This is a genomic window from Pseudomonas sp. SHLD1, from assembly GCF_028640935.1.
Taxonomy (GTDB): Bacteria; Pseudomonadota; Gammaproteobacteria; order Pseudomonadales; family Pseudomonadaceae; genus Chryseomonas; species Chryseomonas aestiva.
The window spans coordinates 555,434-573,341 of record NZ_JAQZAD010000006.1 but is presented as its reverse complement, the minus strand read 5'-3'; the positions used below and the strand labels follow the sequence as shown (position 1 = coordinate 573,341).

Genomic DNA, 17,908 nt, shown 5'->3' with positions numbered 1-17,908 from the left:
CTCCCTGTACTCTTGGAACCCTCCCGTACTGCAGAGCGTCCCGACCATGTGGCCCTTGCGTCTCGGTTCAGGAGACGACTTCGAGGATGTCCATTGAATCGGCTTAAAGCTGCAATTCGATGACAGCGCCTCAGCTGCCGGTCATCACGACCGGCAGCCTGTCTCTCATGAGGCTGGCGTCAGGGACGACGACGGCCCATGAAGAACGACACCACGAAAAGCACCAGGAACAGCACGAACAGGATCTTGGCGATACTGGTGGCAGTACCGGCGATGCCACCGAAACCCAGGACGCCTGCGATGATCGCGATGATCAGGAAAGTGATAGCCCAGCTCAGCATGGTGTTTCTCCTATGTATTACAAGTGCACTCAGCGGACGACAGCACCTGTCCAGCGAGCAGTGGTTTTATTAGCGAAATCCTGGGTATCCAGACTCGCCATCCGTGGTTCCACAGCGGTCAGATCGAGATCCAGACCGTTGAGGTTGTGCGTCTGATTGAGCGCACGACCCATTATCAAAGCGCTGAGCAACATCCCGATCACGACCGCCGCTGCAGCGAACAACACAATCAACAGCAGCATCCACATCATGGTCATGACCTCAGAACACCCAGCGGGTCTGCTTTACCAGACGGTCACCGTTGGACTGTGCCGGGATGGCTTTGAGTTCCCCACGACCTTGACTTGCCAGCGGTTTGGCTGCGGGCACCATGGCCTGGGCAGCAATGCGAGTGGAGGCGATGAGGGCCTGTTCGCGGCTGACGTCCTGGCCCTGGGGGGCTGCGACGGCGGCGCTGGCGAAGCAAGCGAAGAGCGCAGTACCTACCAAGTGCTTGCGAAGGGTCTGGCTGATCATCGGGTCTCTCCTGCAGTTGGCCCTAAGGCCGGCTTGCCAAGGAGATTGCAGACTGCGTGCCAGCTTTTCGAAAACCTTTTTTACCTTATAAAACAGTAACTTATAGTTTTCACTGGTAGCTGCCACACATGCACCTTGCAAGGTGCAACGCCTGAAGCATTGCGTTTTGCATGATGGCCAGGGGTCGATTGGATAGCCCCGGCCCGGGCGCCTGCCAGGCGCAACGGCAAAAGACGGGGCAAAAGTCTTCCCAGGTACCAGGAAAACCCTCTTTTCCCGGTTTTCGCCCTTCCGGGTTGCGATCTGCACGATGCTCGCCAAAGCACGGTGGATGGCCCGATGGTTCTGCGGATTGCAACTTGCACGATGTATCATGGACTAACTGCCAGCCCTGTCCTTTAGCGCGTTTCGGCCCTTTGGCCCGGAGTTTTGCCGTCATGGAACAAACCAGCGGTCGCATCCTGCTCGTGGACGACGAAGCCGCCATCCTGCGTACCTTCCGCTTCTGTCTAGAAGATGCCGGCTACAGCGTCGCCACGGCCAATAGCGCGGCCCAGGCCGAAGCCCTATTACTGCGTCAGGTCTACGACCTCTGCTTTCTCGATCTGCGCCTGGGTGCGGACAACGGTCTGGATGTCCTGCAGCAGATGCGCATCCAGGCGCCCTGGATGCGGGTGGTGATCGTTACCGCCCACTCGGCCATCGACACCGCGGTGGACGCCATGCAGGCCGGCGCCGCCGACTACCTGGTCAAACCCTGCAGTCCCGACCAGTTGCGCATGGCCGCGGCCAAGCAGCTGGAGTTCCGCCAGCTCTCGGCGCGCCTGGAGGCGCTCGAAGGCGAGGTGCGCAAATCCAGCGCCGGTCTCGATTCGCGCAGTCCGACGATGATGAGCATCCTGGAGACCGCCCGACAGGTCGCCACCACCGATGCCAACGTGCTGATCCTCGGCGAATCCGGTTCCGGCAAGGGCGAACTGGCCCGCGCCATCCACGCCTGGAGTCGCCGCACGAAAAAGACCTTCGTCACCATCAACTGCCCCTCGCTGTCCGCCGACCTGATGGAAAGCGAGATGTTCGGCCATACCCGCGGCGCCTTTACCGGGGCCAGCGAGAGCACCCTCGGCCGCGTCAGCCAGGCCGACGGCGGCACTCTCTTCCTCGATGAGATCGGCGACTTCCCCCTGGCCCTGCAGCCCAAGCTGCTGCGTTTCATCCAGGACAAGGAATACGAGCGCGTCGGCGATCCGGTGACCCGCCGCGCCGACGTGCGCATCCTCGCCGCCACCAACCGCAACCTGGAACAGATGGTGGCGGAAAACGAATTCCGCGAAGACCTGCTCTATCGCCTCAACGTCATCGTCCTCAACCTGCCGCCGCTGCGCGAGCGCAAAGAAGATATCGTCGATCTCGCCGAGCGCTTCCTCGCCCGCTTCGTCAAGGACTACAACAGACCCGCCCACGGCTTCAGCGAGGCGGCCCTGGACGCCCTGCGCAACTACGGCTGGCCGGGCAATGTCCGCGAGCTGCGCAACGTCATCGAACGCGCGAGCATCATCTGCGGCCAGGACCTGGTGGACGTCAATCACCTGGGCCTGGGTGACAGCCCGGCCACCAGCGGCGCCGCCAGCGCCCCACGGGTCGGCGAGGCGTTGAGCCTGGAAGCCCTGGAGCGCGCCCACATCGCCGCGGTGATGGCCACCAGCGAGACCCTCGACCAGGCCGCCAGGACCCTGGGCATCGATGCCTCCACGCTCTATCGAAAACGCAAGCAGTACGGGCTATGAAACTGCCGATCAAGCTGCACACCCGCCTCTTTCTCAGCATCTCCGCCCTGATCGCCGTAGCCCTCATCGGGCTGCTGGTCGGCCTGGTCAGCGTGCTGCACCTGGCGCGCGAGCAGAGCGTCCAGACCCGCAGCAACCTGGACTTCATCAACCTGACGCTGAACATGCGCCAGGAATTGAGCAACAGCCTGTTCCAGATGCTCGACGGGGCACCCGATCCGCAGTCCCTGGTGGCGGCCCATCAGCGTTTCCAGGAGTACCTGGAGCTGGTCGAAGGCCAGATGCGCAATCCCGAGCAGCTGGCCATCCTGGAAGACGTCAAGCAGCGCTACCAGCGCTTCGCCGACTACCTGCGCTCACCGCCGGCGGGCTATGGCGAGTTGCGTGCCGATCGCGGCTTCCAGCAAACCCTCAATGCGCTGCGCACGCGCATCTACGACCTGCAGCGCAGCTACGTGGTGACCCTGGAGCGCATGCAGGACGAGGCCCATGACCGGGCGGTGATCATCGCCCTGCTGCTGGCGCTGATCGGCGTGGCCATCCTGGTCACCGGGGTGGTGACCGCCAACGGCATCGCCCGGCGCTTCACCGGCCCCATCGATGGCCTGGCCAAGGCCGCCGAGCGCATCAGCCAGGGCAACTTCGACGTTCAGCTGCCGACCTCGCAGATCGCCGAATTCACCCTGCTCAGCCGCCGCTTCGGCAACATGGCACAGGCCCTGCACCGCCTCAGCCAGACCAATGTCGAGGCCCTGGTGGCCGGGCAGCGACGCCTGCAGGCGGTACTCGACAGCATCGACTACGGCCTGGTGATCCTCGATCCCCAGGGCAACATCGAACATGCCAATCCGGTGGCCTGCCGCCAGCTGGGCTGGAACGAGAATCACCTGGGCGAATCCCTGATCGCGGCCCTGGAACGCCCGGAAATCGAGGCCAGCGTGCAACGGGTCCTGGCCGGTGGCGCCCTGGACGCGGCACCCGAAGACCTGGAAATCCGCGTCGACGACGAGGTACGCCTGCTGGCCTGGAGTCTGACCCCGGTCAACCACGCCGATGGCCGCAGCGTGGGGGCGCTGATGGTGCTGCGCGATGTCACCGAGCAGCGCGCCTTCGACCGGGTGCGCAACGAATTCGTCCTGCGTGCCTCCCATGAATTGCGCACCCCGGTCACCGGCATGCACATGGCCTTCGGTCTGTTGCGCGAACGCCTCAAGGTGGCGCCGGAATCCCGCGAGGCCTTTCTGCTGCAGACGGTGGACGAGGAAACCCATCGCCTGGTGCAACTGATCAACGACCTGCTGGACTATTCCCGTCACCAGAGCGGTCTGCAGCGTCCGGAAAAATTGCCGAGCGAGATCGGCGACCTGCTGGAAGCGGCCCGCGCCCGCCACGCCGACGAGGCCCGCGAGCGCGATGTCGAGCTGGCCGTCGAGTTGCTGCATACGCCGCTGCCACGGGTCAGCCTGGATCCCAAGCAACTGGGCCGGGTGTTCGACAACCTGCTGAGCAATGCCCTGCGCCATACCCCGGCGGGCGGCCGTATCGTCATCCAGGCCATGCGCCAGAACGAGCAGCTGCTGATGGCGGTGCAGGACAATGGCGAGGGCATCGCCTACGCCCAGCAGGGCCGGGTATTCGAGCCCTTCGTGCAGATCGGCAGCCAGAAAGGCGGCGCCGGCCTGGGCCTGGCCCTGTGCAAGGAAATCATCCGCCAGCACGGTGGCCGCATCGGCGTGGTCTCCCGCCCCGGTCAGGGCACCCAGATCTTCATGACCCTGCCGACCTGAGCCAGGCGGCCCGGGGCCGCCGCAGGTTGGATTGAGCGCAGCGCAGCCCAACGCTGCCCAGATCGAATCCGCGTCGTTGGGCTTCGACGATGGAGCCGTCTCAACCCAACCTACGGTCTGGCCCCCTCTCCTTTCGGGAGAGCCGCCGTAGGTTGGGTTGAGCGCAGCGAAGCCCAACAGTGTCCAGATCGAATCTGCGTTGCTGGGCTGCGGCGATGGAGCCGCCTCAATCCAACAGAATCGTTACAGCAGCGTCCGCTCCAGCGCCTGGCGCCAGCCGGCATAGAGTTCGGGCACGGCATTGGGGCGGGGTTCGTAACGGCGACGGGGGCGCTCGAGATCGGCCAGGGCCGCGGCGTCCTGCCACCAGCCCAGGGCGTGGCCGGCCAGGTGGGCGGCGCCCAGCGCGGAGACCTCCGGCGACAGGCTGCAGATCACCGGGCGCTGCAGGAGATCGGCCTGGAATTGCAGCAGCCATTCGTTGCGCGTGGCGCCGCCATCCACCCAGAGTTCGTCCAGCGGCGTCGGACTGTCCTGCTGCATGGCGTCGAAGACGTCGCGAATCTGGTAGGCGATGGCTTCCAGGGCCGCGCGCATCAGGTGCGCCCGCCCGCAGTTCTCGGCCAGGCCGCAGAACAGTCCACGCGCCTCGGCCCGCCAGTGCGGTGCCCCCAGGCCACCCAGCGCCGGCACGAAGTAGACGCCGCCATTGTCCGGCAGCGCCGCGGCTTCAGCGGCCAGGGCCTCCAGCTCTCCGGCGCCACCCAGCAGCCGCGCCGTCCAGCCCACGGCGGCGCCGGTGTGGACGATGTTGCCTTCCAGGGCAAAGGTCGGGGTCTCGCCCAGGCGCCAGGCCAGGGTGGTGGCCAGGCCATGGGCGGAGACCACGGGTTCGGCGATGGGTGTCATCAGCGAGGAGCCGGTGCCCAGGGTGGCCTTGACCTTGCCCGGGACGAAACCGCCCTGGCCGAACAGCGCCGCATGGGAATCGCCGATCATCGCCAGGATCGGCAGACCGGCCGGCAGCGGGCCCTGGGCACGGGTCTCGCCGAAGCAGCCGGCACTGGGGCGGATCTCCGGCAGGGCCGCCCGGGGAATGCCGAACAGGCCCAGCAGCTGCGGATCCCAGTCACCCCCGCGCAGGTCGAGCAACTGGGTACGGGCCGCATTGGCCGCGTCGATGAGAAAGCTCGCGCCACCGCTGAGTTGCCAGAGCAGCCAGCTGTCCACGGTGCCCAGGCAGAGATCGCCGGCGGCGGCGCGGGCCGTGCCGTCGGGAATCTGATCGAGCAGCCAGCGCCATTTGCCGGCGGAAAACATCGGGTCCAGCGCCAGGCCACTGCGCTGCAGGATCAACTCGCCATGACCGGCGACGTGCAAGGCTTCGCACTGCGGCTGGGATCGCTTGCACTGCCAGCTCACCAGCGGGCCGAGCAACTGACCGCTGCTGCGCTCCCAGGCCAGGGCGGATTCGCGCTGGTTGCTGATGGCGATGGCCGCCAGGGGGGCATCCGTCTGGGCCAGGCAGTCGCCGATGGCGCCCTGCAGGGCCTGCCAGATGGCCAGGGGATCCTGCTCGGCATAGCCCGCCTGCGGATGCTGGACGGTGAGCGGCCGAGAACCGCGGGCCACGACCCGACCGGCGCGATCCACCAGGATCGCCTTGGCATTGGTGGTGCCCTCGTCGAGGGCGAGGATCAGCGGTTCGGCGGCCATGGCAGCTCCTGTTGTTCTGGTCGTGGCAGACGCCTGAGCTTCAGCGCAGGCGCTGCACCGCGGCAACGATACCGGCGGCATCGATACCATGCTTGGCACGGGTCGGCCCGCGGCCACCGGCGGCGGCATATTCGCCATCGGCGATGCCCAGGCGGATCAGCGGCACCCCCAGCGCGGCTTCGGCCATGACCTCGGCGACCAGGCTGCCCACCCCGCCGTTGGCGTTGTGCTCTTCCACCGTCACCACCCCGCCGCGAGCGGCGCAGAGGGCTTCCAGCAGCGCCTCGCGCTGCAGCGGACGGATCGACGACAGATTGATCACCTGGGCGCTGATGCCCTGCTCGGCCAGCGACCGCGCGGCGTCCACCGCCTCGTGGACCACCGAGCCCAGGGCCACCAGGCTGACGTCGTGACCCTGGCGCAGCACGTCGACCTGACCGGGGACGAAACGGTAGTCGGGACCGTGCAGGTCGGGCAGCGCCTTGCCGTCCAGGCGGACATAGACCGGACCGTCATGGGCCAGGGCGTGCTCGACGATCTGCCGGCACTCGCTGCCATCGGCCGGAGCATAGATCTCCACGTTGCCGAAGCCGCGCATCACGGCGATGTCGTCGAGGCTGTGGTGGGTACTGGCCAGGGGACCATAGCTGGCCCCGGCGTTAAGCCCGAACATCTTGACGTTGGATCTGTTGTAGCAGACGTCCACCTTGACCTGTTCGTTGGCGCGAGAGATCAGGAAGGGGGCGGCGTTGCAGGTCACCGCCACCTTGCCGGCGAGGCCCAGGCCGGCGGCCACCCCGACCAGGGTCTGTTCGGCGATGCCGACGTTGACCAGGCGCTCCGGGAAGCGTTTGACGAAGGGGCCGATCTTGGCCGTGGAGGTGGAGTCGCTGACCACCGGCACCAGGTCGACGCCGGCGTCCACCGCGGCGATGAAGGCCTCGACCATGACGCTGGCGAGATGGGCTTCGCCCGGAGTCTGGGTATCAGTGGCCATGGTCGAGTTCCTCCAGTGCAGCGGCGATCTCGTCGCCCTTGGGCACCCGGTGGTGCCATTCGGGTTTGCCTTCGATGAAGGAAACCCCCTTGCCTTTGACGGTATTGGCGATCAGCACCTGGGGCTGGCCACGGTGTTCGCGCAGCGCTTCCAGGGTTTCCACCAGCTGAGCCACGTCGTTGCCGTCGCACTCGACCACATGGAAGCCGAAGGCGCGCCACTTCTCGGCCAGGGGCTCCAGCGGCAGGATCTCGGCGGTGGGACCGGCCAGTTGCAGGCGGTTGTGGTCGACGATCACCGTGAGATTGTCCAGCCGGTACTTGGCGGCGGTCAGCGCCGATTCCCAGTTGGAGCCCTCGCCCAGTTCGCCGTCACCGGTCAGCACATAGACGCGGCGCGGACTGCCATCGCGTTGCGCGGCCAGGGCGATCCCGGTGGCCACCGGCAGGCCGTGGCCCAGGGCGCCGGTGTTGAGCTCGATGCCGGGGGTCTTCTGCCGCACCGGATGGCCCGGCAGGTGGGAGTCGAAATGCTGGTAGGTGTCGAGCCATTCCGGCGGGAAGTAGCCGGCCTCGGCCAGGCAGCAGTAGAGGCCGCCGACGCCATGGCCCTTGCTCTGGATGTAGATGTCGCGCTGGGGATCGGCGAGGCGTTCCGGGGCGACGTCGAGCAGGCGGAAATAGAGGGTAGCGAGGATGTCGGTCTCCGACAGATCCGCCCCGGTATGGCCACCGGCGGGCGAGCCGGCATTGAGCTGGATGACGCGCCGGCGGATCAGCCGGGCCTTTTCGCGAATCTGCGCGACGTCGTACTGGAACGGATTCATCAGGCGACCCCCTCGGGTATCCGAAGCTGCGATGGAGCAGACGCCTGCCGAGGTTTCAGTGGGCGTCTTATGAATATTTATTCGTCACTGAAAATATATTTATCATTTAGACCTCAATCCGCAGGGCCGTCAATAGCCAGGAAAGGCCGTTGGCGATCTGGCGAATGGATAGAATGCGTGGCGGGATGCGGGATTGCCGACGCCATCGCGTTCGGCATGCAGCGATGAAAAGGCGCTTGACTTCCATCCGGAACAGGCGGAGTCTGAATTAAAAATCAGGCACGCATAAATATTCAGGCGAGCCGGACACAAGAACAATAACCTCTAGGAGAAGTTCGTGGACGCCAAAGCCCCGACCGCCTCGCCACCCGCCAAGCCCCTTGCTCGCCTGGCACTGCGCCTGCCGCGCAACGTCGGCGGCCCGCTGATCGGCCTGGCACTGCTGATCGCCGTGTTCTCCTTTGCCTCGGAGTATTTCTTCTCCGTGCGCAACGCCCTCAACATCCTCGACCAGGTGACCGTGCTCGGCATCCTGGCCATCGGCATGACCCTGGTCATCGTCATCGGCGGCATCGACCTGTCGGTGGGCTCGGTGCTGGCCTTCTCCATGATGCTGCTGGGCTGGCTCTACCAGGACATCGGCTGGTCGCTGGGACTGGCGATTCCCGCCGCCATCCTCGGTGGCCTGGTCTGCGGCCTGGTCTCGGGACTGCTCATCGCCCGGGCCCGGCTGCCCGCCTTCATCGCCACCCTGACCATGATGTCGGTGGCCCGCGGCCTGGCCAACATCCTCACCGACGGTCGCCAGATCGTCGGCTTCCCGGACTGGTTCACCAACCTGGCCACGGTGCGGCACTTCGGCTTCCTCTCGGTCACCGTCGGGCTGTTCCTACTGATGCTGCTGGTGGCCTGGGTGTTCCTGCGCTTTCGCGCCGGTGGCCGCAACCTCTATGCCATGGGTGGCAGCGCCGAGGTGGCGCGGTTGTCGGGCATCAAGGTGCGCACCATCACCATCTGGATCTATGCCCTGAGCGGTGCCCTGGCGGGCCTGGCCGCAGTGGCCATGGCGGCGCGCCTGGATTCGTCCCAGCCCAGCGCCGGCCTGTCCATGGAGCTGGATGCCATCGCCGCGGTGGTGATCGGCGGCGCCAGCCTCAGCGGCGGCGTCGGCAGCGTCGGTGGCACCCTGGTCGGGGTGCTGATCATCGGCGTGCTGCGCAACGGCCTGAATCTGCTGGGGGTCTCGCCCTTCGTGCAGCAGGTGATCATCGGCATCGTCATCGCCCTGGCCGTCACCCTGGACACCCTGCGCCGCCGTAACGGGCAGCGCTAGATCAGATCTGCTTCGTCTCGTCACCGCAGTACAACAATAACAACGGAGTGCCATCCATGCTGACCCCCAAGAAGCTGTTGCTCAGTACCCTGTTCGCCGCCATGACCTGCACCGGCGCCCTCAATGCCCAGGCCAAGGAACTCACCGTGGGCCTGGCCGTGGCCAACCTGCAGGCCGACTTCTTCAACCAGATCAAGCAGGCCGTCGAGGCCGAAGGCAAGGCCAAGGGCATCAAGGTGATCACCGTGGACGCCCAGGGCAACTCGGCGACCCAGGTCAACCAGATCCAGGACCTGATCACTCGCCAGGTCGACGCCCTGATCTACATCCCGGCCGGCGCCACCGCTGCCGGTGTCCCGGTCAAGGCGGCCAAGGCCGCCGGCATCCCGGTGGTGGCGGTGGACCGCAACGCCCCCGACGCCCCGGGTGACACCTTCATCGCCAGCGACAGCGTCGCCGCCGCCCGCACCCTGGCCGAATACGTCGGCAAGGTCACCAATGGCAAGGGCCGCGTCGCCATCCTCCAGGGTCAGATCGGCACCACGCCGGAAAACGATCGCGCCAAGGGCTTTTCCGAAGGCCTGGCCAAGTTTCCGGAGTTGAAGGTAGTCGCCCAGCAGCCCGCCGAGTGGGCCCAGGACAAGGGCTTCGCCGTGGCCCAGGACATGCTCCAGCGCGATCCCAACATCAGCGTCTTCTTCGGCCGTGCCGACGCCATGGCCCTGGGTGCCGCCCAGGCGGTCAAGGTCGCCAACCTCGACCATCCGGTGACCATCGTCGGCTTCGACGGCGACGTGGCCGGCCTCAAGGCCGTGGCCGCCGGCACCCTGTCCGCCACCATGACCCAGCAGACCCGCAAGATGGGGCGCATGGCCCTGGAATCGGCGGTAGCGCTCAAGGAAGGCAAGCAGGTGCCCAAGGAGCAGCTGCAGGAGGCGATCCTGACCACCAAGGACAACGTCGCCCCCTTCATCGAGAACCACCCGTAACGGATCGTCTGGCCAGCGGCGGGTAACGGCCGCCGCCTCCCGCCCCTTATCCAGGTGCCTCCCAAGGGAGGCACAGCTTCTGCTCCCCCTTCGGAGGCCCCATGTCCGCCGTCATGCCCCTGGAACAGCCCGCGGCCCTCAGCCTGAGAAGCATCGGCAAGAAATACGCCGGCATCGAGGTACTGAGCGGCGTGGACGTCGACATCCAGCCGGGTGAGGTCCTGGCCCTGCTCGGCGAGAACGGCGCGGGCAAGTCCACCCTGTCATCGATCATCGCCGGCCTGGTACCACCCGAAGCCGGGGGTCGCATGACCTGGCTGGGTCGCGACTACGCCCCGGATTCCCCCGGCGCCGCGCTGGCCGCCGGCATCGGCCTGATCCATCAGGAGATCCGTCTGCTGCCGGAACTGACGATCGCCGAAAACATGTTCGTCGGGCGCCTGCCCATGCGCGGTGGTCGCATCGATCGCGCCTTCATGGAAACCGAGGCCCAGCGCCAGCTGGATCGCCTGGGCCTGAAGGTACCCGCCACGCGCACCGTGGCCGGCCTCAGCGTGGCTGCCCAGCAACTCGTGGAGATCGCCAAGGCGCTGACCCTCAAGGCCCGCCTGCTGATCCTCGATGAACCCACCGCGGCCCTGGGTGGCGAAGAGACCGAGTTGCTGTTCGCCCAGGTCGAGCGGCTCAAGGCCGAGGGCGTGTCCTTCATCTATATCAGCCATCGCCTGGAAGAGATCGCACGCATCGCCGACCGGGTGCTGGTCTTGCGCGACGGCCGCCAGATCGCCCTGCACGCCACCGCCCAGGTGCCGGTGCGGCAACTGGTGGAAGAGATGGTCGGGCGCAGCGTGGAACGCATCTTCCCGGCCATGGCCGCGCCCGGTACTCGGGAGGTGCTGCGGGTCAAGGATCTCAGCTGCCGCGAGATGCCGCTCAAGCATATCGATTTCGCGGTACGCGCCGGCGAGGTGTTCGGCGTGGCCGGGGTGGTCGGCGCCGGCCGTACCGAACTGGTCCGCGCCATCGCCGGTGCTGCCGAGCAGGTCACCGGCACCCTGGTGCTGGAAGGCCGGACCTGCCGCTTCGCCAGTCCTTGCGAAGCCATCCAGGCCGGCATCGTGCTGGTGCCCGAGGATCGCAAGCAGCAGGGCGTGGTGGTCGACCACGCTATCGAGGAAAACCTCATCTATGGCAACACCGATCTGCTCGCCGCCGGTGGCTGGGTGTCCCCCGGTAGCCTGCGCGCCTTCGCCCGCAAGGCGGTGGCCCGGCTCGGCGTGAAGGGCCAGCCGGAGCAGGCCATCGCCGCCCTCTCGGGTGGCAACCAGCAGAAGGTGATCATCGCCAAGTGGCTGGCGCGCAATCCCAAGGTCTTCATCCTCGACGAGCCCACCCGCGGCATCGACGTCGGCGCCCGCGCCGCTATCTACCAGGTGATCGCCGAACTGGCGGCCACCGGCATGGCGGTGATCGTGGTCAGCTCGGACCTCGACGAGGTCCTCGGCCTGTCGCACCGGGTCATGGTGATGAGCCGTGGCCAGCAGATGGGCATTCTCGAACGTGAACAGGCCACCCCGGTGGCCGTGATGGAATTGGCTACCGCCTGACTAGGAGTTCTCTCATGCGTCTCTTCGATCTCGGCGGCCAGACCGCCTTCGTCACCGGTGCCGGCAGCGGCATCGGCCAGGCCATCGCCATCGGGCTCGCCGAGGCCGGGGCCAATGTGGCCTGCTTCGACCTGCCCGGCAGTCGCGACCTGGCCGGCACCGTCGAGCGTATCCAGGCCCACGGCCGCCGTGCCCTGGCCCTGGAAGGCTCGGTGACCAGCGCCGCCGACCTGGAAGCCGCCGTGGCCCGTACCGAGGCCGAACTCGGTCCCCTGAGTCTCGCCGTCAACAGCGCCGGCATCGCCAACGCCCAGCCGGCCGAGGCGCTGGAACTGGAGCGCTGGCAGCGCATGCTCGACATCAACCTCACCGGGGTGATGCTCAGCTGCCAGGCCCAGGCCCGGGTGATGCTGCCGCGCGGTCGCGGGGCCATCGTCAACATCGCCTCCATGTCCGGCAGCATCGTCAATCGCGGCCTCCTGCAGGCCCACTACAACACCTCCAAGGCCGGGGTCATCCACCTGACCAAGAGCCTGGCGATGGAATGGGCCGAGCGCGGCATCCGGGTCAACTGCATCAGCCCCGGCTACACCGCCACGCCGATGAACACCCGTCCCGAGGTGGCCGACCAGGTCAAGATCTTCGAGCAGACCACCCCGCTGGGCCGCATGGCCGAGGTGGAGGAGATGGTGGGTCCGGCGATCTTCCTCTGCAGCCCGGCGGCGTCCTTCTGCACCGGCGTCGATCTGATCGTCGATGGCGGTTTCGTCTGCTGGTAACAACCCGCTGGCGATCACGCGCGCCGGATCGCCAACCGCTCTAGGAGGTTTCACGTGGAACGTCGCTTCGCAGGTCAAACCGTGGTCATCACCGGCGGTTGCCGCGGCATCGGTGAAGGTATCGCCGAGCGCTTCGGTCGTGAGGGCGCCAACCTGGTGCTGGTCTCCAACGCCGAGCGGGTGCACGACACCGCCGCGCGGCTGACCGCCGAGACCGGTGCCGAGGTGCTGCCGCTGGTGGTGGACATCACCGACGAGGCGGCGGTGGCTGACCTCTATGCCCAGGCCGAGGCCCGCTTCGGTCGTATCGACGTCTCGGTGCAGAACGCCGGGATCATCACCATCGACGCCTTCGACCGCATGCCGCGCGAGGACTTCGATCGCATCCTGCAGGTCAACACCACCGGCGTCTGGCTATGCTGCCGCGAGGCGGCCAAGCGCATGGTCGCCGCCGGTCGTGGCGGACGCCTGATCAACACCAGCTCCGGCCAGGGTCGCCAGGGGTTCATCTACACGCCGCACTATGCGGCGAGCAAGATGGGCGTCATTGGCATCACCCAGAGTCTGGCCCACGAACTGGCGCGCCACGGCATCACAGTCAATGCCTTCTGCCCGGGCATCATCGAAAGCGAGATGTGGGACTACAACGACCGGGTCTGGGGCGAGATCCTTTCCACCCCGGAAAAGCGCTATGGCCAGGGCGAACTGATGACCGAATGGGTCGGCAACATACCCATGAAGCGCGCCGGCACCCCCGCCGACGTGGCCGGCCTGGTGGCCTTCCTCGCTTCGGCGGACGCCGCCTACATCACCGGCCAGGCGATCAATGTGGACGGTGGCCTGATCATGTCCTGATCGACCCCCGGGGACGCCAGGCCGCAAAAACCTTGGCGTCCGGCGAGAGGCTGAGGGAAAATAGCTGGAAAATGCGCCTTTCTAACAGGTACGTGCCTGCTTTTCGGTGGTTCGTCGCGGTCAGGGGACTTCCTGGTTCGGGCTGGCCGCCGCGAGCGCGGCGTATCCGCGGGTACCGGGAATCTGGATGAGTAACCTCGAAGAACAACGCCTGCTGACCAAGATCGCCTCCCTCTACTACGAAGAAGGACTCAAGCAGTCGCAGATCTCCGAACAGCTCGACCTGTCGCAATCCTTCGTCAGCCGCGCCCTGAGCCGAGCGCTCAAGGAAGGCATCGTGCGCATCTCGGTACAGCGCCCGCGCAATTTCCACCTGGAACTGGAGCGCCAGCTACAGCAGCGCTATGGCATCCGCCAGGCGATCGTGGTGGAGCCCACCGGCGACGACGAAGAGGCCATCAAGCAGGCCATCGGCTCGGCCGCCGCCCACTACCTGGAAACCAGCGTCACCGAACGCGACCACATCGGCATCTCCTCCTGGAGCTCGACCATTCGCGCCATGGTCGGCCACATGCACCGGGGCAGCAGTCGTCAGGGCGCCACCGAGGTGGTGCAGCTGCTCGGCGGGGTCGGCAACAAGGGCGCCTTCGAGGCCACCCTGCTGACCCAGCAACTGGCCAACCTGCTGGGTTGCCCGGCCTATCTGCTGCCGTCCCAGAGCATCGAGCAGTCACCGGAAAGTCGCCAGCGCATCCTGCAGCTGGACGAGGTGCGCGAGGTGACCGAGCGCTTCGCCCGGCTCACCGTGGCCCTGGTCGGCATCGGCGAACTGGAGCCGTCGCAGCTGCTGCGCAACAGCGGCAACTACCACGGCGAGGCCATGCTGGAGGTGCTCGCCGCCCGTGGCGCGGTGGGCGACATCTGCCTAAGGTACTTCGATGCCCAGGGCCGTCCGGTGCTGGACGACAGCGAAGAGACCGTAGTGGCGGTGGACCTGCCGCAACTGCTGAAGATCGACCGCGTGGTGGGTCTCGCTGGGGGGCTGCGCAAGGTCAACGCCATCCGCGGCGCGCTGCAGGGCGGTTATCTGGATGTCTTGGTGGTCGATCTGCGCACTGCCCTGGCGCTGGTTCCCTGATTGGCGCACGTTGCTGCCAGATTCGAGTCCGCAAACGCGATTTCCTGCCAAACGATAACGCCATAACGGAAATCTTTGGCAACATTCGGCACGGCCTGACCCGTAAGCTGTAGGACGACTGTTCTCTGGATAGCGTCCCATGACCTCTGCGTCTTCGGCTTCGGCCACTGCCCTGCCCGCCTCCCAGCGGGCCGCCGCTCTGTCGGCGCGCCTCGATCGCCTGCCAGCCACCCGCAGCCTGTGGCGCCTGGTGGCCCTGCTGTCCATCGGCGGCTTCTTCGAACTCTACGACCTGTTCCAGACCGCCTACATCAGCCCCGGCCTGTTGCGCGATGGCGTCTTCCAGACCGGCGCGGCCGGGGTGTTCGGCGTCTCCGACCAGGCCGCCTTCGCCGCGGCCACCTTTCTCGGCCTGTTCGTCGGTGCCAGCCTGCTCAGCCCCATCGCCGACCGCTTCGGTCGCCGGGCGATCTTTACCTGGGCGCTGGTCGGCTACACCCTAGCGACCCTGGCCATGGGCCTGCAGACCACTGCCCTGGGGCTGATCGCCTTGCGCTTCGTGGTGGGCATCGGCCTGGGCCTGGAGCTGGTGACCATCGACGCCTATCTGTCGGAACTGGTGCCCAAGGCCATGCGCACCTCGGCGTTCGCCTTCGCCTTCGCCATTCAATTCCTCTCGGTGCCGGCGGTGGCGCTGCTGTCTTGGTGGCTGGTACCCCAGGCGCCGCTGGGGATCTCCGGCTGGCGCTGGGTGGTGCTGTCCAGTGCCGTCTTCGCCCTGTTCATCTGGTGGCTGCGCCAGCGCCTGCCCGAATCACCGCGCTGGCTGGCCCAGCAGGGCCGGCTGGACGAAGCCGAACGGGGCGTGGAGCGCCTGGAAGCCGCCTGCCAGGCCGACAGCGGCCAGCCGCTGCCGCCGCCGGCGGCGATCGTCGAAGAACGCGCTGTGAGCGCGCGCTTCGCGGCGCTGTGGCAACCACCCTATCGGCGCCGGGTAATCATGCTGATCGTCTTCAATCTGTTCCAGGCCATCGGGTTCTTCGGCTTTGGCAACTGGCTGCCGGCGCTGCTGTCCGGCCAGGGCGTGAGCCTGACCCACAGCCTGGGCTATGCCTTCGTCATCACCCTCGCCTATCCGCTGGGGCCGCTGCTGTTCGTGCGCATCGCCAATCGCTTCGAGAACAAGTGGCAGATCGTCGGCTCCGCGCTAGGGACGGTGGGATTCGGCAGCCTGTTCGCCCTGCAGCAGGGCGCCCTCGGTCTGATCCTCTGTGGCGTCGGCATCACCTTTTGCAACGCCTGGCTGACCTTCGCCTTCCATTCCTACCAGGCCGAGCTGTTTCCCACCGCCATCCGCGCCCGGGCGGTGGGCTTCTGCTATTCCTTCAGCCGGCTGTCCACGGTGTTCAGCAGCCTGCTGATCGGCACCCTGCTGGAGCGCCTGGGCACCCCGGGCGTGCTGGCCTTCATCGTCGCCAGCATGCTGATCGTAGTGCTGACCATCGGCCTGTTCGGCCCGCGCACCCGCAACCGGGCACTGGAGGACATCGCCCGTTAGGCGGACCCTGCGCTCAGAGGCGGAACTGCCGCACCGCGCCATTCAGGTCACCGGCCAAACGCGCCAGGTCGGTGCTGGCGGCGGCGGTCTGCCCGGCTCCGGCGGCGTTCTGGGTGGACAGGTCGCGGATGCTGGTGAGGTTGCGATCCACCTCGCGGGCCACCTGGGCCTGCTCCTCGGTGGCGGCGGAGATGCTCAGGTTGCGCTCGGTGATCTGCACGATGTGACGACCGATCTCGGCCAGGGCCGCGCCGGCGGCCGCGGCCACCTCCAAGCAGACGCCGGCCTGCTGATTGCTGGTGGCCATGGCGTCCACCGCCTTGCCGGCGCCGCCCTGGATGGCGCCGATCATGTCTTCGATCTCGCCGGTGGACTGCTGGGTACGGGCCGCCAGGGCGCGCACCTCGTCGGCCACCACGGCAAAGCCGCGGCCCGCCTCACCGGCACGCGCGGCTTCGATGGCGGCGTTGAGCGCCAGCAGATTGGTCTGCTCGGCGATGCCGTGGATGACGTCGAGCACCCCGCTGATGCGCTGTACCTGGACGGCCAGGCCGTCGATCTCGCCGCTGCTGAAGGTCACCGCCGTGTGCAGCGCGTGAATGGTGGTGAGGGTCTCCTCGACCCGGCGCTGTCCGAGATCGGCCGAGGTGCGCGAGTCCTGGGCGGCGGCGCTGGCGGCAGCGGCATTGCGCGCGACCTCCTCCACCGCAGCGGTCATCTGGTTGACAGCGGTGGCCGCCTGGGCCAGTTCGTCATTCTGCCGCTGGATGCCGCGCAGCCCCGTCTCGGTGACCGTCGACAACTCTTCGGAGGTGGACGCCAGGGTAGTGGACGACAGGGTCAGCCGCTCCAAGGTGCCGCGCAGGTTGTCCTGCATCCGCGCCATAGCCGCCAGCAGCCGGCCGGGTTCGTCGCGCCCGTCCGGCTCGACCGTCCGGCTGAGGTCGTTGGCGGCGATGCGCTCGGCCACCGCCAGGGCCTTTTCTAACGGCCCGGTGAGGCTGCAGGTAAAGCGCCAGGCCAGCAGCAGGGTACCGGCCAGGGCCGCCACCATCACCGCCGCAGTGATGGCGATGGCATTGTGATAGCTGGCCATAGAGGCAGCGGCCAGACGCGTGACCTTGCCGTTGACCAACCCGGCGAGTTCGTTGACGGTAGCGCTCAAGGCATTGCCACTGTGGGCCATCTCGCCGTCCTGCCCGGCCAGCTTGAGCAGCTCAGCGTCGTTCTGGTCGTCCAGCGCCTTGAGATAGCGATTCTGGTTGTTCAGGTAGGTGGCCAGCTGGCCGGTCATGCGGGTGTAGACCTCCCGCCCGGTGTCGGTGAGCAACAGGGCGTCGAACTGGCGCACATGCTGTTCCAGGCTGGCCTTGGCCGCCTCGATGGCCTTGTGCACCGCCTGGGTCTCGGCATTGGAGCTGGCCAGCATCAGCCCCTGGTTGTGCATGCGCAGACTCAGCAGATCGGCGCGGATCTCGCCGATGGTCTGGACGCTGGGGATCACGTTGCCGACGATCTGCTCCTCGCCTTCCTTGATGACGCGATTCTGGCCCAGGGAAAACAGCCCGAGGCCGATTACCAGCAGGGCGAAGAAACCAAAGGCGACCAGGGCCCGCGGGGCGATGTTGAGGGAGCGTAGCTTCACCGGGAAGACCTCGAAAAATGATTAGCCCCCTCAT

15 protein-coding genes and 2 pseudogenes are annotated in these 17,908 nt (G+C 66.8%); 9 read left to right on the top strand and 8 right to left on the bottom strand.

Features of this window, described 5'->3' with window-relative positions:
* Positions 1-179: 179 nt before the first annotated feature.
* From PVZ77_RS02670 to PVZ77_RS02660, 3 genes are read right to left on the bottom strand one after another with little or no spacing between them, the layout of a single operon-like run.
* Positions 180-341, bottom strand: a complete 162-nt coding sequence (locus tag PVZ77_RS02670; protein ID WP_007160206.1) for a DUF1328 domain-containing protein — start codon at positions 339-341, stop codon at positions 180-182.
* 29 nt (positions 342-370) lie between these two features.
* Positions 371-592 (bottom strand): hypothetical protein, encoded by a 222-nt coding sequence (locus PVZ77_RS02665; RefSeq protein WP_273805429.1) that lies wholly within the window; start codon positions 590-592, stop codon positions 371-373.
* A gap of 10 nt (positions 593-602) precedes the next feature.
* Positions 603-857, bottom strand: a complete 255-nt coding sequence (locus tag PVZ77_RS02660) for a hypothetical protein (protein WP_007160204.1) — start codon at positions 855-857, stop codon at positions 603-605.
* Positions 858-1,294: 437 nt separating this feature from the next.
* Here PVZ77_RS02660 and algB point away from each other — a divergent pair, with 437 nt between their 5' ends.
* Positions 1,295-2,644: a sigma-54-dependent response regulator transcription factor AlgB gene (algB, locus tag PVZ77_RS02655; RefSeq protein WP_273805430.1), complete on the top strand. Its 1,350-nt coding sequence runs from the start codon at positions 1,295-1,297 to the stop codon at positions 2,642-2,644.
* On the top strand, positions 2,641-4,431 hold the full coding sequence (locus PVZ77_RS02650; RefSeq protein WP_273805431.1) for an ATP-binding protein: 1,791 nt from the start codon (positions 2,641-2,643) through the stop codon (positions 4,429-4,431). Before algB ends, PVZ77_RS02650 begins: the two co-directional genes overlap by 4 nt.
* Positions 4,432-4,674: 243 nt before the next feature.
* Here the strand turns inward: PVZ77_RS02650 and PVZ77_RS02645 are convergent, their stop codons facing one another.
* Genes PVZ77_RS02645 through PVZ77_RS02635 form a run of 3 tightly spaced genes read right to left on the bottom strand, consistent with a single transcriptional unit; the run spans position 4,675 to position 7,970 of the window.
* Entirely contained in the window at positions 4,675-6,147 is a 1,473-nt protein-coding gene (locus tag PVZ77_RS02645; RefSeq protein WP_273805432.1) for an FGGY family carbohydrate kinase, read from the bottom strand.
* A 40-nt stretch (positions 6,148-6,187) separates the two neighbouring features.
* Positions 6,188-7,144: a transketolase family protein gene (locus PVZ77_RS02640; RefSeq protein ID WP_273805433.1), complete on the bottom strand. Its 957-nt coding sequence runs from the start codon at positions 7,142-7,144 to the stop codon at positions 6,188-6,190.
* Positions 7,134-7,970, bottom strand: coding sequence for a transketolase (locus tag PVZ77_RS02635; RefSeq protein ID WP_133860280.1), 837 nt, complete (start codon positions 7,968-7,970; stop codon positions 7,134-7,136). Before PVZ77_RS02635 ends, PVZ77_RS02640 begins: the two co-directional genes overlap by 11 nt.
* A 337-nt stretch (positions 7,971-8,307) precedes the next feature.
* Here PVZ77_RS02635 and PVZ77_RS02630 point away from each other — a divergent pair, with 337 nt between their 5' ends.
* The 7 genes from PVZ77_RS02630 to PVZ77_RS02600 all read left to right on the top strand — a co-directional run bounded on the left by PVZ77_RS02630 (position 8,308) and on the right by PVZ77_RS02600 (position 16,229).
* Positions 8,308-9,303, top strand: coding sequence for an ABC transporter permease (locus PVZ77_RS02630; RefSeq protein ID WP_443218020.1), 996 nt, complete (start codon positions 8,308-8,310; stop codon positions 9,301-9,303).
* A 56-nt stretch (positions 9,304-9,359) separates the two neighbouring features.
* Entirely contained in the window at positions 9,360-10,292 is a 933-nt protein-coding gene (locus tag PVZ77_RS02625; protein ID WP_273805434.1) for a sugar ABC transporter substrate-binding protein, read from the top strand.
* A gap of 101 nt (positions 10,293-10,393) precedes the next feature.
* Positions 10,394-11,899, top strand: a complete 1,506-nt coding sequence (locus PVZ77_RS02620; RefSeq protein WP_273805435.1) for a sugar ABC transporter ATP-binding protein — start codon at positions 10,394-10,396, stop codon at positions 11,897-11,899.
* 14 nt (positions 11,900-11,913) lie between these two features.
* Positions 11,914-12,678: an SDR family oxidoreductase gene (locus PVZ77_RS02615; protein ID WP_273805436.1), complete on the top strand. Its 765-nt coding sequence runs from the start codon at positions 11,914-11,916 to the stop codon at positions 12,676-12,678.
* 54 nt (positions 12,679-12,732) lie between these two features.
* A complete protein-coding gene (locus tag PVZ77_RS02610; RefSeq protein WP_273805437.1) occupies positions 12,733-13,533 on the top strand; it encodes an SDR family oxidoreductase in 801 nt (266 codons plus the stop codon).
* A gap of 187 nt (positions 13,534-13,720) precedes the next feature.
* The gene (locus PVZ77_RS02605; RefSeq protein ID WP_273805438.1) at positions 13,721-14,671 is read left to right on the top strand and encodes a sugar-binding transcriptional regulator; all 951 of its coding nucleotides are present in this window, start codon (positions 13,721-13,723) and stop codon (positions 14,669-14,671) included.
* 139 nt (positions 14,672-14,810) lie between these two features.
* Entirely contained in the window at positions 14,811-16,229 is a 1,419-nt protein-coding gene (locus PVZ77_RS02600) for an MFS transporter (protein ID WP_273805439.1), read from the top strand.
* Positions 16,230-16,242: 13 nt separating this feature from the next.
* Here PVZ77_RS02600 and PVZ77_RS25985 read toward each other — a convergent pair.
* Positions 16,243-16,839: pseudogene (locus PVZ77_RS25985) on the bottom strand (methyl-accepting chemotaxis protein); the annotation flags it as partial.
* A 309-nt stretch (positions 16,840-17,148) separates the two neighbouring features.
* A pseudogene (locus PVZ77_RS25980) lies at positions 17,149-17,874 on the bottom strand (MCP four helix bundle domain-containing protein); the annotation flags it as partial.
* Positions 17,875-17,908: the final 34 nt, after the last annotated feature.

Coding starts and splice junctions, on each gene's coding strand:
- PVZ77_RS02635 (WP_133860280.1), bottom strand. CDS start 7,970: ATGAATCCGTTCCAGTACGACGTCGCGCAGATTCGCGAAAAGGCCCGG.
- algB (WP_273805430.1), top strand. CDS start 1,295: ATGGAACAAACCAGCGGTCGCATCCTGCTCGTGGACGACGAAGCCGCC.
- PVZ77_RS02620 (WP_273805435.1), top strand. CDS start 10,394: ATGTCCGCCGTCATGCCCCTGGAACAGCCCGCGGCCCTCAGCCTGAGA.
- PVZ77_RS02645 (WP_273805432.1), bottom strand. CDS start 6,147: ATGGCCGCCGAACCGCTGATCCTCGCCCTCGACGAGGGCACCACCAAT.
- PVZ77_RS02625 (WP_273805434.1), top strand. CDS start 9,360: ATGCTGACCCCCAAGAAGCTGTTGCTCAGTACCCTGTTCGCCGCCATG.
- PVZ77_RS02605 (WP_273805438.1), top strand. CDS start 13,721: ATGAGTAACCTCGAAGAACAACGCCTGCTGACCAAGATCGCCTCCCTC.
- PVZ77_RS02660 (WP_007160204.1), bottom strand. CDS start 857: ATGATCAGCCAGACCCTTCGCAAGCACTTGGTAGGTACTGCGCTCTTC.
- PVZ77_RS02615 (WP_273805436.1), top strand. CDS start 11,914: ATGCGTCTCTTCGATCTCGGCGGCCAGACCGCCTTCGTCACCGGTGCC.
- PVZ77_RS02640 (WP_273805433.1), bottom strand. CDS start 7,144: ATGGCCACTGATACCCAGACTCCGGGCGAAGCCCATCTCGCCAGCGTC.
- PVZ77_RS02600 (WP_273805439.1), top strand. CDS start 14,811: ATGACCTCTGCGTCTTCGGCTTCGGCCACTGCCCTGCCCGCCTCCCAG.
- PVZ77_RS02670 (WP_007160206.1), bottom strand. CDS start 341: ATGCTGAGCTGGGCTATCACTTTCCTGATCATCGCGATCATCGCAGGC.
- PVZ77_RS02650 (WP_273805431.1), top strand. CDS start 2,641: ATGAAACTGCCGATCAAGCTGCACACCCGCCTCTTTCTCAGCATCTCC.
- PVZ77_RS02665 (WP_273805429.1), bottom strand. CDS start 592: ATGATGTGGATGCTGCTGTTGATTGTGTTGTTCGCTGCAGCGGCGGTC.